This is a genomic window from Roseateles sp. FW305-36, assembly GCF_058787015.1.
In genome coordinates this window covers 78,222-93,786 of record NZ_JBYSZK010000001.1, presented here as the reverse complement: position 1 = coordinate 93,786, position 15,565 = coordinate 78,222, and the positions used below count along the sequence as shown (strand labels likewise).

Here is a 15,565-nt window from a genome sequence, read left to right as displayed (position 1 = left end):
CCGGCAACTCAACCGCCGGTGACCGGGGGGAAGAAGGCGAGTTCGTCGCCCTCGGCCAACACGGCAGACTCGGCGCACATCTTCTGGTTCAACGCCGCGCGCACCGCGCGACCACGGGCGAGCGCCTCGGCATGCACCCCGCCGCGCGACTGAAGCGACTCGCGTGCCGCGCCCACGGTGCTGCCTTCGGGCAGGCTGAGCACCTCGCCCTCACCCAGCTTTTCGCGCAGCGAAGCAAAGAAGCGCAGCTTGACGGCGATCGTCATGACAGCAGCTCCGAGAAGGGGATGAAGCGCACGGCATCGCCCTTGGCGAAGGCCTGGCCCGCCGGGTTGTCGAGCAGGCCGTCGGCCCAGAAGGCCGAGGTCAGCACACCACTGCTCTGGTTGCCGAACATGGCCAAGCCGTTCTCCTCGTCCAGGCGCACGCGCAGGAACTCGCGGCGCTTGTCGGGCTTGGGCCAGTCGAAGCCGGCAGCGATGCGGTAGCCCCGCGGCGCCAGGCGGGCCGCCCCCTGCAGTTTCAGCAGGAAGGGCCGCACCAGCACCAGGAAGGTGACGAGGCTGGACACCGGGTTGCCCGGCAGGCCGATGAAATGGGCCTGCCCGACGCGGCCGTAGGCGAACGGTTTGCCCGGCTTGATGGCGATGGCCCAGAGGTCCAGATGCCCCTCGGCCTGGACGGCGGGGCGCAGGTGGTCTTCCTCGCCGACCGAGACGCCGCCAGAGGTCACGATGACGTCGGCCCGGGCAGCTGCTTCGCGCAGCGCGGCCCGCGTGGCCTCGAGCTGGTCCGGCACGATGCCCAGGTCGATCACCTCGCAGCCCAGGCCTTCGACCAGGGCCCGCAGCGTGAAGCGGTTGGAGTTGTAGATGGCGCCCGGTGGCAGCGGCTCGCCAGGCATGACGAGCTCGTCGCCGGTCGAGAACAGGGCCACGCGCGGGCGGCGGGTCACCGTCAGCTGCGCAGCGCCGGCCGTGGCGGCGAGGCCGACCGCGACGGCATTCAGCCGCGTGCCGGCGGGCAGCACGACGCTGCCGGCGCGCACGTCTTCGCCACGCAGACGCACATTGGCGCCGGCGGTGATGGGCTGGGTCACGCTGACCTTGCCATCCACCAGCGCGGTGAACTCCTGCATGACGACGGTGTCGGCGCCGGGTGGCACCTGGGCGCCGGTGAAGATGCGCGCGGCTTCGCCGGGCGGCAACGGCGCGGGCACGCTGCCGGCAGGAATGCGTTGCGTGATGGGGAGGGCTGCAGCAGCGTCAGCGGCACGCAGCGCATAGCCGTCCATGGCCGAGTTGTCGGCCGGCGGCACATCCACGGGCGAGACCAGGTCCGCGGCCAGCACGCGGCCCACGGCGGCGCTGGTGGCCAGGGTCTCACGCTCGGCCAGCGGCTGGATCGCGGCCAGCAGGCCGGCCAGCGCGTCGTCCAGCGGGGTCAGTGCGGGTTTGGCTTTCGGTGCTTCAGACATGGGCGTGAATGTAGGCCTTCACCTGGCCCACATCGGCCGGCATGACCTTCACACGCTTGGGGAGTTGCTCGATGCCTTCCAGGTTCGCCGGCCGCGGCGGCTCGGTGCCCAGGGCTTCGACGATGGTGGCCGCGAACTTGGCCGGCAAGGCCGTCTCCAGCACCAGCATGGTGACGTTGGGGTCGCGCTTCTCCAGCGCCACCTTGAGGCCGTCGGCCGTGTGCGGGTCGATGACGACGCCATGCTCGGCATGGCAGCGGCGAATCGTCGCCACGCGGTCGGCATGCGTGCTGCGGCCCGACAGAAAGCCGAAGCCGGCGATGTCGGCATGCTCGCCGCCGCCCAGCTCGAACTGCGTCGCGCCGAAATGCTGCTTCACGCGCGCGCCGTCACGGCCCAGCAGGTCGAAGACGAAGCGCTCGAAGTTGCTGGCCTTGGAGATGTCCATGGACGGGCTGGACGTCTCGTGGGTGTCGGCCGTGCCGCGCGGGCGGTAGGCACCGGTGCGGAAGAACTCGTCGAGCACGTCGTTCTCGTTGGTGGCGACGACGAGCTTGGCGATGGGCAGGCCCATCATGCGCGCCACGTGGCCGGCGCAGACATTGCCGAAGTTGCCGCTCGGCACCGTGAAGCTGACCTTCTCGGAGTTCGTCTTGGTGGCCTGGAAGTAGCCGGCGAAGTAGTAGACGACCTGGGCCAGCAGCCGCGCCCAGTTGATGGAGTTGACCGTGCCGATGCGGTGCTCGCGCTTGAAGGCGAGGTCGTTGGACACGGCCTTGACGATGTCCTGGCAGTCGTCGAACACGCCTTCGACGGCGATGTTGTGGATGTTGGCGTCCTGCAGGCTGAACATCTGCGCCTGCTGGAAGGGACTCATGCGGCCGTTGGGGCTGAGCATGAAGACCGAGACACCCTTCTTGCCGCGCATCGCGTATTCGGCGGCGCTGCCGGTGTCGCCCGAGGTGGCGCCCAGGATGTTCAGCGTCTCGCCGCGGCGGCCGAGTTCGTACTCGAACAGCGCGCCGAGCAGCTGCATGGCCATGTCCTTGAAGGCCAGTGTCGGGCCGTTGGACAGGCCTTGCAGCGCGATGTGGTCGCCCAGCCAGGTCAGGGGCGTGATGGCCTCGGTGCCGAAGACCTCGGCCGTGTAGACCTTGCGCGTGATGGCGTGCAGGTCGTCGGCCGGGATGTCGTCGATGTAGAGGGACAGGATCTCGAAGGCCAGGTCGGCATAGGCCAGGCCGCGCCAGCGCGAAAGCGTGGCGGCGTCGACCTTGGGATAGGCCTTGGGCAGGTAGAGACCGCCATCGGGCGCCAGGCCTTCGAGCAGGATGTCGGAGAAGCCGCGCTCGGTCTGGTCGCCGCGGGTGCTGATGTACTTCATGTCAGTGTCTGGCTCAGGCCAGTTCTTCCTTGCGGATGCGCACGATGGGGGCCAGCACGGTCGGCAGGCCCTGCATCTTGGCCAGGGCCTCGTTCATGCGGCCCTCGACGGTGTCGTGGGTCAGGATGATGAGGTCGGTCTGGCGCTCGCCTTCGGCGGATTCGCGCTGCAGCACGGCATCGATGGAGATGTCGTGCTCGGCCAGGATGGTGGTGATGCGCGACAGCACGCCAGGTTGGTCGGCCACCACGAGGCGCAGATAGAAGGCGGTGTGCACATCGGCCATCTCGAGGATGGGCGTGTCGCTCATCGCATCGGGCTGGAAGGCCAGGTGGGGCACGCGGTGGTCGGGGTCGGCCGTGTGCAGGCGGGTCACGTCCACCAGGTCGGCGACGACGGCCGAGGCGGTGGGTTCGGAGCCGGCCCCCTTGCCGTAATACAGCGTCGTGCCGACGGCATCGGCCTGCACGACGACGGCGTTCATCGCGCCTTCGACATTGGCGATCAGGCGGGTCGACGGGATCAGCGTCGGGTGCACGCGCAGCTCGATGCCGTTGTCGCGGCGGCGCGTGATGCCCAGCAGCTTGATGCGATAGCCGAGCTGCTCGGCGTACTTGATGTCGGTGGCCTGCAGGCTGGAGATGCCCTCCACATGGGCCTTGTCGAACTGCACCGGCACGCCGAAGGCGATGGCGCTCATCAACGTCAGCTTGTGGGCGGCGTCCACGCCTTCGATGTCGAAGGTGGGGTCGCTCTCGGCATAGCCCAGGCGCTGGGCTTCCTTCAGCACGACGCCGAAGTCCAGGCCCTTGCTGCGCATCTCCGACAGGATGAAGTTGGTGGTGCCGTTGATGATGCCGGCGATCCATTCGATGCGGTTGGCCGTCAGGCCTTCGCGCAGCGCCTTGATGATGGGGATGCCACCGGCCACGGCAGCCTCGAAGGCGACGACGACGCCCTTCTCGCGGGCGGCCTCGAAGATCTCGGTGCCATGCAGGGCCAGCAGGGCCTTGTTGGCGGTGATCACGTGCTTGCCGTTGGCAATGGCCTGCAACACCAGGCTGCGCGCCGGCTCGATGCCGCCGATCAGCTCGACGACGATGTCGATGGCCGGGTTGTTGACCAGCTGCTGGGCGTCACCGACGCAGGGTACGCCGTCGCCGACGACGGCCTGGTAGGCCTTGGCGCGCTCGGGGTTGCGGGCGGCGACCATCGCAATCTCGATGCCCCGGCCGGCGCGGCCGCGAATCTCGGCCTGGTTGCGCTGCAGCACATGGAAAGTGCCGGCACCGACGGTGCCGAGGCCGATCAGGCCAACTTGAATCGCTTTCATCGCGGGGCTCTCAGTCAATTTCAGTTGGGGACAGAGCTACTCGCTTCGCTCGGACGGTCTGTCCCGCAAGGTTTTCAGATCGAGTGGCGGCGGCGGAAGCCACCCAGGAAACGTTCGATGCGGCCGATGGCTTCGCGCAGGTCGTCCACATTGGGCAGGAAGACGAGGCGGAAGTGGTCATGCTCGGGCCAGTTGAAACCGGTGCCCTGGACGATGAGCACCTTCTCCTCGGCCAGCAGTTCGTAGGCGAACTGCTGGTCGTCGGCGATGGGGTACATCTTGGGGTCCAGGCGCGGGAACATGTAGAGGGCCGCCTTGGGTTTGACGACGCTGACACCGGGGATCTGGGTCAGCAGCTCGTAGGCCAGGTCGCGCTGGTGGCAGAGCCGCCCGGTGGGGGCGACGAGGTCCTTGATGCTCTGGTAGCCGCCCAGGGCGGTCTGGATGGCCAATTGACCCGGCGTGTTGGAGCACAGCCGCAGCGAGGCCAGCATGTTCAGGCCTTCGATGTAGTCGCGGGCGTGGCGCTTCTCGCCGCTGACCACCATCCAGCCGGCGCGGTAGCCGCAGGCGCGGTAGTTCTTGGACAGGCCGTTGAAGGTGATGAACAGCACGTCATCGGCCAGCGAGGCCATGGCGGTGTGTGTCACGCCGTCGTACAGCGTCTTGTCGTAGATCTCGTCGGCGAAGACGACGAGCTGGTGCTTGCGGGCCAGCTCGATGATGCCCAGCAGCAGGTCCGTCGGGTACAGCGCGCCGGTCGGGTTGTTGGGGTTGCAGACCATGATGCCGCGGGTGCGCGGGCTGATCTTGGCCTCGATGTCGGCCAGGTCGGGCAGCCAGCCGGCGCCCTCGTCGCAGCGGTAATGCACCGGGCGGCCGCCAGAGAGGCCGACGACGGCGGTGTAGAGCGGGAAGTCGGGCGCCGGGATCAGGATCTCGTCGCCGTCGTTGACCAGGGCGTTGATGGCCATCTGGATCAGCTCGGAGGCGCCATTGCCGAGGTAGACGTCGTCCACCGAGACGCCCTTGACGCCCTTCTCCTGCGTGTAGTGCACCACCGCCTTGCGCGGCGCGAACAGGCCCTTGCTGTCGGTGTAGCCGCCGGCGTCGCCGAGGTTGCGGATCATGTCCTGAACGATCTCGTCCGGCGGCGTCAGGCCGAAGACGGCGGTGTTGCCGATGTTCAGCTTGATGATCTTCTGGCCCTCTTCCTCCATCTGGCGCGCCTTGTCCAGCACGGGGCCGCGGATGTCATAGCTGACGCTGGCGAGCTTGCTGGACTTGGCGATGGGCTTCAAAAGGGGCTCCGGAGGCAGCGGTGCTGCAGTGCAAGAAATGGGCAAAAAGGGGGATCTTGGAGTTTAAGCAAGGCCCGGGCACGTGGCCTGCCGATCTGCGCGACACTCGCGCCCGTTTCAAGCGCCGTTTTCCGATGAAGTTCCAGCTCGACGAGCCGCAAGGCGGCAACAGCATTTCCCGCCATGACGCCCAGGGCGTCTGGGTCAACGGCCGCCCGCACACGGCCAGCGTCCTCGTCCCCTGGAAGGGTGACGTCGTCGCCTGGGCGCCTTCGCGCTTCGAGGAACTTCAAGCTGCGCATTTCGAAGCGATCCGGACCCTGAACCCGGAGCTGGTCGTCTTCGGCAGCGGCGCCAGGCTGCGTTTTCCCAATCCTGCCCTGTGGCGGGCACTGGTCGAGGCGCGCATCGGTTTCGAGGTGATGGACAACGCAGCCGCTTGCCGGACTTACAACGTGCTTGCCAGTGAAGGTCGCAACGTTCTGGCAGCATTGCTCATCGAGGCATGACCTGTCCGACCGGGAGGTCGGGGCAAGGCTTTATAATCACGGGCTATTGCTTGCGGGCGCCCGCGTAGATTGCTTCCGTGAAAGGCTTCACAGAGCAACTACGAACCGGGGACCCCGCGAGCACAACGCTTCTGCTGCACCCCCAATGACGCCTGCGCTCAACAAACCCCTGCCGGAAATTGAGGCTCAAGCCACCGGCGGCGTGAAGTTCACTGCCAATGCCTTTCTGGGCAAGTCGGTCGTGCTGTATTTCTACCCGAAAGACAACACGCCCGGTTGTACCACCGAGGCCATGCAATTCCGTGATCGCCACAAGGACTTCGTGAAAGCTGGCGCAGTCGTGCTGGGCGTTTCGCGCGACAACATGGCGTCGCACGAGAAGTTCAAGCAAGCGCTGGAACTGCCCTTCGAGCTGATCGCCGACACCGAAGAAAAGCTCTGCCACATGTTCGGCGTGGTCAAGAACAAGATCATGTACGGCAAGAAGGTCAAGGGCATCGAGCGCTCGACCTTCCTGATCAGCCCCACGGGCATCCTGGTGGGCGAATGGCGCGGCATCAAGGTCGCCGGCCACGTCGACGAGGTGCTGAAGGCCGTCAAGGGTCTGAAGAAGGAAGCCGCCTGACGTCATCTGTTCAGGTTCTTCCCTGAGGCGAAACTGCCTCGGCGGATGTGCATAATCGGCACATGCCCCGGGTCGAATCCATGTCTCAGACTGCAAAGCCGCACTCATCCTGTGCGGCTTTTTGCTTTCTGGAGCGGGGATCGCGTGGGGTTCACTTCCCGTCGACACGCCGTACATGCCACTGCCTAAGCCTCCTGCACAACGCGCCAGCCGCCTCGATGCCACTGCTTACTCGGCCACTCTGACCCCCAGCAAACCCCGCGCGACACCGCCTGTCGCGCCCGCTGTTGCCCCGGTGATACCGGCCGCAGCCCCGACAGCCGAAGTGCTGCGCCTCCCCACCCCCGCTTCCAGCCCTGCGGCCACCCGCCCTGCCTTGCCCACCAAAAGCGCAAGCAAAGCCCCGGCCAAATCCGCCGCGCCCAAACGCACGCGCAAGCCGGCAGGCGCCGCCAAGCTCTTCGTGCTCGACACCAATGTGCTGATGCACGACCCGATGTCGCTGTTCCGCTTCGAGGAGCACGACGTCTTCCTGCCCATGATCACCCTCGAGGAGCTCGATGGGCACAAGAAGGGCATGACGGAAGTCGCCCGCAATGTGCGCCAGGTCAGCCGCGAACTCGACCAGCTCGCCGCCACCCTGCAAAGCAGCAGCATCGCGGAGATGGCCAAGGGCCTGCCGCTCTCGGGCACCGGCCACCGCGAGGCCGAGGGCAAGCTCTTCTTCCAGACCGAGCTGATCGACACGCCGCTGCCCCAGGGCCTGCCCCAGGGCAAGGCCGACAACCAGATCCTGGGCGTCGTCCAGGCGCTGAAGGGCCTGCACCCGGGCCGCGAAGTCGTGCTGGTGTCCAAGGACATCAACATGCGCATCAAGGCCCGCGCCCTGGGCCTGCCGGCGGAGGACTACCGCAACGACAAGACGCTGGAAGACTCCGACCTGCTCTACACCGGCGTCCAGGCCCTGCCCTCGGACTTCTGGGACCGCCATGGCAAGACCATGGAGAGCTGGCAGCAGGGCAACACGACCTTCTACCGCATCAGCGGGCCGCTGGTGCCCACGTTGCTCATCAACGAGCTGGTCTACCTGGAAGCCCCCGGCGAGACGCCGCTGTACGCCAAGGTCACCGAGATCACCGGCAAGACGGCCGTGCTGCGCACGCTGAAGGACTACGGCAACCAGAAGCATGCCGTCTGGGGCGTCACCTCGCGCAACCGCGAGCAGAACTTCGCGCTGAATCTGCTGATGGACCCGGAGTGCGACTTCATCACGCTGACCGGCACGGCCGGCACCGGCAAGACGCTGATGACGCTGGCCGCCGCCCTGGCCCAGGTCTTCGATGACCGCCGCTACAGCGAGATCATCGTCACCCGCGTCACCGTACCCGTCGGCGAGGACATCGGCTTCCTGCCCGGCACCGAGGAAGAAAAGATGGGGCCCTGGATGGGCGCCCTGGACGACAACCTCGAAGTGCTGGCCAAGGGCGGCTCGTCCGCCGGCGAATGGGGTCGCGCGGCCACCAACGACCTGGTGCGCAGCAAGATCAAGATCAAGAGCCTGAACTTCATGCGCGGGCGCACCTTCCTGAACAAGTTCGTCATCATCGACGAGGCCCAGAACCTGACGCCCAAGCAGATGAAGACCTTGATCACCCGTGCCGGCCCCGGCACCAAGATCGTCTGCCTGGGCAACCTGGCGCAGATCGACACGCCCTACCTGACCGAGGGCAGCTCGGGCCTGACCTTTGCCGTCGACCGCTTCAAGGGCTGGGCCCACAGCGGCCACGTCACGCTGGCGCGCGGCGAGCGTTCGCGCCTGGCCGACTTCGCCTCCGAAGTGCTCTGAACCGGGAGAACCACCGCATGGCCTCGATCTCGCGCCGCCAACTCATCCAGTGGGTGCCGCTGCTGGGCGCCGGGCTTGCCCAAGCCCAGTCCCAGCCGCTGCTGCAGGAAAGCGACGACGAGGCCAAGGCGGTGGACTACCGCGCCGACGCCAGCAAGGTCGACAAGGCCAAGTCGCCCAAATACGCCCCCGGCCAGACCTGCGCCAACTGCTCGCTGTACGCGCCCGACGGCAACAAGCCCTCGGGCGGCTGCGGCCTGTTCTACGGCAAGGACGTGCTCGCCAAGGGCTGGTGCAACGCCTGGGAAAAGAAGGCCTAGCGACCCAGCAGACCGCCCAGCATTCCTGCGATGTCGCCCAGGCCACCGGCGCCCTGCGACGGCACTTGGCCATTGGGCGTCAGGCGATCAATGATCTGGGGCAGCAGCTGGCTCAGCTGATCGCCCGCTTCCGCATGCGAGACGCCGGCCTGCTGCGCCAGTTGGCCCAGCAAGCCGCCGGCGCCCCCCAGGGCCGAGCTCAATTGCGAGCCTGACACGGGCTGATTGCCGCCCGTCGAGATCCAGCTTTGCACCTGCTCGCCCAGGCCGCCGGCCTGCAGCTGCTGCAGCACGCCCGCGAGCCCGCCGTGGGCGCTGCCATTGGCCAGCAGGCCCGAGATCAACGTCACCCAGTCCGGCCCACCGGCCTGCTGCGAATTGCCCATAGCCTGAGTGGCGGCGCCGAGCATGCTGTCCAGAAGTCCCATGGCAATCTCCGGTGAAATGACTCGCACAACAGCCCTCATGCAGGGCCTGCGCTGCGCCGCAGTCTAGACCTCGGCCACGCCGCGAAGCTGTCCGTTCGCAGCGAGCGCATGGGAGCGCTATCATCCATCGCTCCCATCCCCTGCCCCGACTCGAACATGCACTACCGTCCCCTCGGCCGTACCGGCTGGAATGTCTCTGCCATCGGCTTCGGTGCCTGGGCCATCGGCGGCACCTGGGGCGACACCGATGACACGGCGGCCATGGCCGCCCTGCACCGCGCCCTGGACCGCGGCGTGAACTTCTTCGACACCGCCGACGTCTACGGCGACGGCCACAGCGAGCGCCTGCTGGCCCGCCTGAAGCGCGAGCGCCCGGGCGACGCCTTCCACATCGCCACCAAGGCCGGCCGGCGCCTGAACCCGCATGTGGCCGAGGGCTACCGCGACTTGAAGCCCTTCATCGAGCGCAGCCTCAAGAACCTCGAGACCGACACCCTCGACCTGCTGCAACTGCACTGCCCGCCCACCGCCGTCTACACCATGCCCGAGGTCTTCGGCGCGCTGGACGACCTGGTACGCGCGGGCAAGCTGCGCCACTACGGCGTCAGCGTCGAGCGCATCGACGAGGCCATGGCGGCGCTGAAATTCCCGCACGTGCAGTCGGTGCAGATCATCTACAACCTGTTCCGCCAGCGGCCCGCGGAAGTCTTCCTGCCCGCCGCCCGCGCGGCCCGGGTCGGCGTGCTGGCGCGGCTGCCGCTGTCCAGCGGCATGCTCAGCGGCAAGTTCACCCGCGACAGCCGATTCGGCGCCGACGACCACCGCGGCTTCAACCGCCAGGGCGAGGCCTTCGACAAGGGCGAGACCTTCTCCGGCGTCGACTACGAACAGGGCCTGGCCGCCGTCGAGGAATTGCGCCGGCTGCTGCCCGAAGGCATCAGCATGGCCCGCCTCGCCCTGCGCTGGATCCTGATGAACGAGGCGGTCACCACCGCCATTCCGGGTGGCCGCACGCCAGCCCAGGTGGACGAGAACGTCAGCGCCGCCGACCTGGCCGCCCTGCCGGCGCCGCTGATGCAGGCCCTGGCCGATCTCTACCAGCGCCGCATCGCGCCTTCTGTCCACACCCTCTGGTGAGGCTCATTCGCCGCGCTGGGCCGCGGCGCTGAAGCGCTTCACCACGCCGTCCCGCGCCACCACCTGCTTGCCGGCGGCAATCAGCCGGTCGAGCTGCTCGGCCGGCAACGTGAGCCGCGTCGGGATGGCGTTGAGCGCCTGCTCCTCGGCCTCGGGCAGATCGCCAAAGCTGATCTGCGTGACGCTGAACTTGATGTCCTCGCAATGCCAGCCGGGGTTGAGCGCCCGCAGCGCGGACTTGCGCTCCTCGCTGAGGCCGCAGCGGTAGTTCACCAGCTCGCGCTCCCAGTCGCGCACCATGGGCAGGAAGGCCGCATAGCTCATGCGCATCGTGCTCTCGATGGCCGTGTCGACGGCGCCCGCGGCGATGTCCATGCCGGATGGCCCGGCCACCTCCCGAGCCCAATCGGCGCTCGGCCCCTGGCCGGCATCGACGACGATGAAGAGCAGGCGGCGCATCGTCGCCGCATCGTTCTCGGGGATGGGACCATAGGGCGTGTTCAGCAGCACCCGGCTCTGCAGGATGGCCACCAGGCCGAGGTTGTCGGTCAGCCCGCCATCGACCAGCTTCAGATAGCGCCCGGCCTTGGGGTCCAGGTTGTCGCGGAACAACCGCGCCAGCGCCACGCGCAGGCGGTACTGGTCGTCGCGCTCGTTGGGGCGCCCATTCAGGCCGGGCGGCAGCTGCACCTTGCAGGCCTCGGGAAAGCGCTCCACCACCACCGGCGCGAAGAACAGCGGCACCGCCATGGAAGCCGCCACCGCCTCGGAGACCGGATAACTCGCCAGGTCACTGCACAGCGCGTCGAAGGCCCGCTCGTGGAAGGGGAAGGCAAGCCGGTACTGCACATTGCTGGCGCTGATCCACACCACGGGACTCGAGCGCTTGAACATGTCGGCAAAGGTCGCGCCCTTGAAGACATCGTTCTCGAGCCAGTCGTTGAAGTCGCTGCGGTCGTTCAGTCCCCCGGCAAACAGCCGCCGCAGATTGTTGGGGTTGAGCAGGCTGAAGCGCAGGCCACGCTCGCCGTCACGCAGCAGCACCTTGTCGCGGAAATCGCGCAGGCCCTCGGCGCCGTGCAGCCCGAAATAGGCCGAGGTCAGCGACCCGCCCGACACGCTGGTGATGAAGCTGACATCGTCCAGAAGGGTGTGCCCGCCAACGGAGGGCTGCTCGCGCAGCCCCTCCAGCACGCCGTAGGAAAAGGCCGCCGCCCGCAAGCCGCCGCCCGAGAAGCTCAACGCCACGAAGGTGTCGTTCTCCAGCGGCTTGAGGGCGCGCTGCATGCTCTGCGCGGCCGCCGGCTTGTTGCGCGGCGGATTGATCGGCGCGCTGGCGCAGGCGGCCAGCGAGAGCGCGATGAAACAGGTGCAAAGCAGCAGCAGGACGCGCATCGACTCTCTCTCCTGGGATCGGGCGCATTCTGCCGATGCTGCCAGCCCCTGTCTTTATTCCCAGTGACAATCGGGCAAATGAACTGCCCCCACGTCCGCGTCCGCGAACTGCCCCCCGAGGGGGCGCGTCAGCGGTTTCGGGCGGCCGTGCACCACTGACATGCAGCAGCCCCCCCGCTGGATCGCCCACCTCGACATGGACGCCTTCTACGCGTCCGTCGAGCTGCTGCGCTATCCGCAGCTCAGGGGCTTGCCGGTAGTCATCGGCGGCCGGCGGGCGGATGCGCCGCGGCAGCTGGAGGACGGCAGCTGGCGCTACGCCAGGCTGCGCGACTACACCGGCCGCGGCGTCGTCACCACCAGCACCTATGCGGCGCGCGACCTCGGCGTGTTCTCCGCGATGGGCCTCATGAAGGCGGCCCTGCGGGCACCCGATGCCATCCTGCTGCCGGCCGACTTCGACAGCTACCGCAAGTACTCGCGCCTGTTCAAGGCGGCCGTCGCCGAGGTTGCGCCCGTCATCGAGGACCGCGGCATCGACGAGATCTACATCGACCTGACCGACGTGCCCGGCGTGCGCGACGCCGTCGGCCACGACCCGCTCGGCGGCGTGAAGGCCGTGGCGCGGGAGATCAAGAACTCGGTGGGACGCGCCACCGGCCTGACCTGCTCCATCGGCGTCACGCCCAACAAGCTGCTCAGCAAGATCGCCAGCGAGCTGGACAAGCCCGACGGCATCAGCGTGCTGACCCTGGACGACATTCCGAAGCAGGTGTGGCCGCTGGGCGTGCGCAAGATCAATGGCATCGGCCCCAAGGCCAGCGAAAGGCTGATCAAGCTCGGCATCGAGACCGTGGGCGACATCGCCGCCGCCGATCCGCGCTGGCTCATCGAGCAGTTCGGCGAGAGCTACGGCGCCTGGCTGCACGCCGCCTCCCACGGCCGGGACAACCGCGCCGTCGTCACGCACAGCGAGCCGGTGTCCATCAGCCGCGAGACGACCTTCGAGCGCGACCTCAGCGCCGTGAACGACAAGATCCTGCTCGGCCAGATCATGGACGAGCTCTGCGAGAGTCTGGCCAAGGACCTCGCCCGCAAGCGCTATGCGGGCAAGACGGTGGGCATCAAGCTGCGCTTCGAAGGCTTCATCACCGTCACGCGCGACCAGACGCTCAAAGTCCCGATCACCGGCGCCGCCGACATCCGCCACGCCGCGGGCCTGTGCCTCAAACGCGTCAAGTTCGACAAGCGCCTGCGCCTGATGGGCGTGCGCATCGGCAACCTCGTGCACGCCAGCGAAGTGCTGGCGGCACCCGCGGCTAGCCGCGCTCCCGCCCCCCCGGCGCCCGACAACCTGACTCTGTTTTGAGCGACTGGAGCTACAGCGTCTCGGTGCGCAGCCTGTGCGAGTTCACCGCCAAGCGCGGCGACCTGGACCGCCGCTTCACGCCGTCGGCCACTGCGCTCGAGGGCCAGGCCGGCCAGATGGCCGTGCTGGCGCGGCGCTCGCCCGGCTACGAGGCCGAGCTGGCCCTGGAAGGCCGGTTCGGCAACCTGCGCGTGCGCGGCCGGGCCGACGGCTACGAGGCCGACGTGAACCGGCTGGAAGAGATCAAGACCATCCGTGGCCCCGTCGACCTCATACCCGAGAACCGCCGCGCCCTGCATTGGGCCCAGCTCGAAACCTATGGTGCCCTCATCGCCGCCGACCGCGAGCTGACCGAAATCGAGCTGGCCCTGGTCTACGTGGATGCCGACACCCAGCACGAGACCGTGCTGCGCCAGACCGTCGCGGCCGCAGCGCTGCAGGCCGCCTTCCAGGCCCGCTGCCGCCAGTTCGAGGCCTGGGCCGCGCAGGAGGCCGCCCATCGCACCGCGCGCGACACGGCGCTGAGCAGCCTGCCCTTCCCCTTGGGCGAACTGCGTCCCGGCCAGCGCCTGCTTGCCGAAGCCGTCTACAAGGTCGCCGCAAACGGCCGCCATCTGCTGGCCCAGGCGCCCACCGGCATCGGCAAGACCCTCGGCACGCTGTACCCGCTGCTGCGCGCCATGCCGGCTCAACAGCTGGACAAGATCGGCTACATGACCTGCAAGGGCACCGCGCGCATCACCGCGCTGGACGCGCTGCAGACCGTGCGCGACGCCAGCCCGCAACTGCCGCTGCGCGTGCTGACGCTGGTCGCCAAGGAGCAGGCCTGCGAGCATCCCGACAAGGCCTGCCACGGCGCCGCCTGCCCGCTGGCCAGCGGCTTCTACGACCGCCTGGACGCGGCCCGCGCCGACGCCGTGGCCGGCGCCTGGCTGGACCCGGCCGCGCAGCGCCGCATTGCGCTCAAGCATGGTGTCTGCCCCTACTACCTCGGCCAGGAGTTGCTGCGCTGGGCCGACGTCGTCGTCGGCGACGTCCACCATGCCTTCGATCCCTATGGCCAGCTCTACGGCCTGGCCCAGTCCCAGGGCTGGAAGCTGGCCCTGCTGGTGGACGAGGCCCACAACCTCATCGATCGCAGCCGCGACATGTACAGCACCGGGCTGAGCCTGGCGCGCGTGCGCGAGGCCGTGGCCGAGGCGCCCAAGGTGCTGCAGCCGCCGCTGCGCCGGCTCGCCAAGGAGATGGCCACGCTGGGCCGCCAGCAGGCCAGCGACTACGCCGCGCTGGACAGCGTGCCCGATGCGCTCAACGAAGCGCTGCAACGCGTGGGCATGGTGCTGGGCGAGCATGTGCAGAACCACCCCCTCGACGTCGGGCCGATGCTGCAGTTCTATTTCGAGGTGCTGGGCCTGCTGCGCCTGCTGGACCGCTTCGACAGCCACTCGCTGTGCGACCTGCAGCGCAGTGCCGCAACCGCACGGCAGGCTTCGCCGCTGGACGCGCCGGTCAACCTCTCGCTGCTGCAAGACGACGAGGACGACGATGGCCGCGACGTGCTGCTGTCCATCCGCAACATCGTGCCGGGCTTCTTCCTGAAGGAGCGCTTCGAGGGCTGTCACAGCGTCACCTTGTTCTCGGCGACGCTCGGCCCGCCCGACTACCAGCGCCACCTGCTCGGCCTGCCCGAGGACGCCGCCTGGATCGACGTGCCCGCCCCCTTCCCGCCCGAGCATCTGGTGGTGCGTGTGGCCCATCGCCTGTCCACGCGCTTCGAGCATCGCGAGGCCTCGCTGGACTCCCTGGTGGACCTGCTGGCCACGCAGTTCGCCGAGCACCCTGGCAACTACCTCGCCTTCTTCAGCAGCTTCGACTACCTCGACAAGGCGTCGGCGCGTCTGGCCCGGCGCCACGCGGAGGTGCCGCAATGGAGCCAGTCCCGCACCATGGGCGACGCCGGCCGCCGAGGCTTCCTGGAGCGCTTCGTGCCGGAGGGCCGCGGCATCGGCTTCGCCGTGCTGGGCGGCGCCTTCGCCGAGGGTGTGGACCTGCCCGGCACGCGCCTCATCGGCGCCTTCATCGCCACCCTCGGCCTGCCGCCCGTGTCGCCGCTGCAGGACCGCGTGCGCGAGCGCCTGGACGCGATGTTCGGCGCCGACCATGGCTATGCCGACCTCGTGCCCGGCATGCAGAAGGTCGTGCAGGCCGCCGGCCGCGTGTTGCGCTCGGTGGATGACCGCGGCTGGGTCTGGCTGCTGGACAAGCGCTACGCCCGCCCCGACGTGCGGGCCCTGCTGCCGGCGTGGTGGCAGCTGTAGCGCGACACACCCGGTAACCGGCACGGGGTCAAGGCGTGCGACTCTGGTGGCCTATGCGTCCATTCCCCGCCCGCCTCCTTGCTCCTCTCGCTGTCGCCGGCCTGGTCTCTCTGGCCGGCTGTG

14 protein-coding genes are annotated in these 15,565 nt (G+C 68.3%); 7 read left to right on the top strand and 7 right to left on the bottom strand.

The genetic code is table 11. The features are described 5' to 3' along the window. Positions 1 to 8: 8 nt before the first annotated feature. The 5 genes from moaD to AC3WOE_RS00410 all read right to left on the bottom strand — a co-directional run bounded on the left by moaD (position 9) and on the right by AC3WOE_RS00410 (position 5,495). Complete coding sequence (moaD, locus tag AC3WOE_RS00430) at positions 9 to 266, bottom strand: molybdopterin converting factor subunit 1 (protein ID WP_492687525.1); 258 nt, start codon at positions 264 to 266, stop codon at positions 9 to 11. Further along, the gene (locus AC3WOE_RS00425) at positions 263 to 1,477 is read right to left on the bottom strand and encodes a molybdopterin molybdotransferase MoeA (protein WP_492687524.1); all 1,215 of its coding nucleotides are present in this window, start codon (positions 1,475 to 1,477) and stop codon (positions 263 to 265) included. Before AC3WOE_RS00425 ends, moaD begins: the two co-directional genes overlap by 4 nt. Then, positions 1,470 to 2,861 (bottom strand): threonine synthase, encoded by a 1,392-nt coding sequence (gene thrC / locus AC3WOE_RS00420; protein ID WP_492687523.1) that lies wholly within the window; start codon positions 2,859 to 2,861, stop codon positions 1,470 to 1,472. The genes AC3WOE_RS00425 and thrC overlap by 8 nt, the downstream gene beginning before the upstream one ends. A gap of 13 nt (positions 2,862 to 2,874) precedes the next feature. Then, entirely contained in the window at positions 2,875 to 4,194 is a 1,320-nt protein-coding gene (locus tag AC3WOE_RS00415; protein WP_492687522.1) for a homoserine dehydrogenase, read from the bottom strand. A 74-nt stretch (positions 4,195 to 4,268) separates the two neighbouring features. Continuing rightward, on the bottom strand, positions 4,269 to 5,495 hold the full coding sequence (locus AC3WOE_RS00410) for a pyridoxal phosphate-dependent aminotransferase (protein WP_492687521.1): 1,227 nt from the start codon (positions 5,493 to 5,495) through the stop codon (positions 4,269 to 4,271). 20 nt (positions 5,496 to 5,515) lie between these two features. On the opposite strand from AC3WOE_RS00410, the gene AC3WOE_RS00405 reads away from it, so the two are divergent. From AC3WOE_RS00405 to AC3WOE_RS00390, 4 genes are all read left to right on the top strand, one after another. After that, entirely contained in the window at positions 5,516 to 6,004 is a 489-nt protein-coding gene (locus AC3WOE_RS00405; protein WP_492687520.1) for an Mth938-like domain-containing protein, read from the top strand. A 145-nt stretch (positions 6,005 to 6,149) separates the two neighbouring features. After that, positions 6,150 to 6,629: a peroxiredoxin gene (locus tag AC3WOE_RS00400; RefSeq protein WP_088483312.1), complete on the top strand. Its 480-nt coding sequence runs from the start codon at positions 6,150 to 6,152 to the stop codon at positions 6,627 to 6,629. A 175-nt stretch (positions 6,630 to 6,804) separates the two neighbouring features. Then, positions 6,805 to 8,475, top strand: a complete 1,671-nt coding sequence (locus AC3WOE_RS00395; RefSeq protein WP_492687519.1) for a PhoH family protein — start codon at positions 6,805 to 6,807, stop codon at positions 8,473 to 8,475. 17 nt (positions 8,476 to 8,492) lie between these two features. After that, positions 8,493 to 8,795, top strand: a complete 303-nt coding sequence (locus AC3WOE_RS00390; protein WP_492687518.1) for a high-potential iron-sulfur protein — start codon at positions 8,493 to 8,495, stop codon at positions 8,793 to 8,795. On the opposite strand, the gene AC3WOE_RS00385 is transcribed toward AC3WOE_RS00390, so the two are convergent. Next, on the bottom strand, positions 8,792 to 9,223 hold the full coding sequence (locus tag AC3WOE_RS00385; protein ID WP_492687517.1) for a YidB family protein: 432 nt from the start codon (positions 9,221 to 9,223) through the stop codon (positions 8,792 to 8,794). The genes AC3WOE_RS00390 and AC3WOE_RS00385 overlap by 4 nt on opposite strands. 156 nt (positions 9,224 to 9,379) lie before the next feature. Between AC3WOE_RS00385 and AC3WOE_RS00380 the strand changes: the two genes are divergently transcribed. Next, positions 9,380 to 10,360 carry an aldo/keto reductase gene (locus AC3WOE_RS00380; RefSeq protein ID WP_492687516.1) on the top strand — a complete coding sequence of 327 codons (981 nt, stop codon included), beginning with the start codon at positions 9,380 to 9,382 and terminating at the stop codon, positions 10,358 to 10,360. A gap of 3 nt (positions 10,361 to 10,363) precedes the next feature. Here AC3WOE_RS00380 and AC3WOE_RS00375 read toward each other — a convergent pair whose 3' ends face one another. Further along, a complete protein-coding gene (locus AC3WOE_RS00375) occupies positions 10,364 to 11,755 on the bottom strand; it encodes a patatin-like phospholipase family protein (protein WP_492687515.1) in 1,392 nt (463 codons plus the stop codon). A 160-nt stretch (positions 11,756 to 11,915) separates the two neighbouring features. Between AC3WOE_RS00375 and dinB the strand changes: the two genes are divergently transcribed. Then, positions 11,916 to 13,124 (top strand): DNA polymerase IV, encoded by a 1,209-nt coding sequence (gene dinB, locus AC3WOE_RS00370; RefSeq protein ID WP_492687514.1) that lies wholly within the window; start codon positions 11,916 to 11,918, stop codon positions 13,122 to 13,124. Next, entirely contained in the window at positions 13,121 to 15,442 is a 2,322-nt protein-coding gene (locus AC3WOE_RS00365) for an ATP-dependent DNA helicase (RefSeq protein WP_492687513.1), read from the top strand. Before dinB ends, AC3WOE_RS00365 begins: the two co-directional genes overlap by 4 nt. The last annotated feature ends 123 nt before the right edge of the window (positions 15,443 to 15,565 follow it).

Excerpts from the sequence above, each read along its gene's own strand:
- moaD (WP_492687525.1), bottom strand. The coding sequence starts at position 266 with ATGACGATCGCCGTCAAGCTGCGCTTCTTTGCTTCGCTGCGCGAAAAG.
- AC3WOE_RS00425 (WP_492687524.1), bottom strand. The coding sequence starts at position 1,477 with ATGTCTGAAGCACCGAAAGCCAAACCCGCACTGACCCCGCTGGACGAC.
- thrC (WP_492687523.1), bottom strand. The coding sequence starts at position 2,861 with ATGAAGTACATCAGCACCCGCGGCGACCAGACCGAGCGCGGCTTCTCC.
- AC3WOE_RS00415 (WP_492687522.1), bottom strand. The coding sequence starts at position 4,194 with ATGAAAGCGATTCAAGTTGGCCTGATCGGCCTCGGCACCGTCGGTGCC.
- AC3WOE_RS00400 (WP_088483312.1), top strand. The coding sequence starts at position 6,150 with ATGACGCCTGCGCTCAACAAACCCCTGCCGGAAATTGAGGCTCAAGCC.
- AC3WOE_RS00395 (WP_492687519.1), top strand. The coding sequence starts at position 6,805 with ATGCCACTGCCTAAGCCTCCTGCACAACGCGCCAGCCGCCTCGATGCC.
- AC3WOE_RS00390 (WP_492687518.1), top strand. The coding sequence starts at position 8,493 with ATGGCCTCGATCTCGCGCCGCCAACTCATCCAGTGGGTGCCGCTGCTG.
- AC3WOE_RS00385 (WP_492687517.1), bottom strand. The coding sequence starts at position 9,223 with ATGGGACTTCTGGACAGCATGCTCGGCGCCGCCACTCAGGCTATGGGC.
- AC3WOE_RS00380 (WP_492687516.1), top strand. The coding sequence starts at position 9,380 with ATGCACTACCGTCCCCTCGGCCGTACCGGCTGGAATGTCTCTGCCATC.
- AC3WOE_RS00375 (WP_492687515.1), bottom strand. The coding sequence starts at position 11,755 with ATGCGCGTCCTGCTGCTGCTTTGCACCTGTTTCATCGCGCTCTCGCTG.
- dinB (WP_492687514.1), top strand. The coding sequence starts at position 11,916 with ATGCAGCAGCCCCCCCGCTGGATCGCCCACCTCGACATGGACGCCTTC.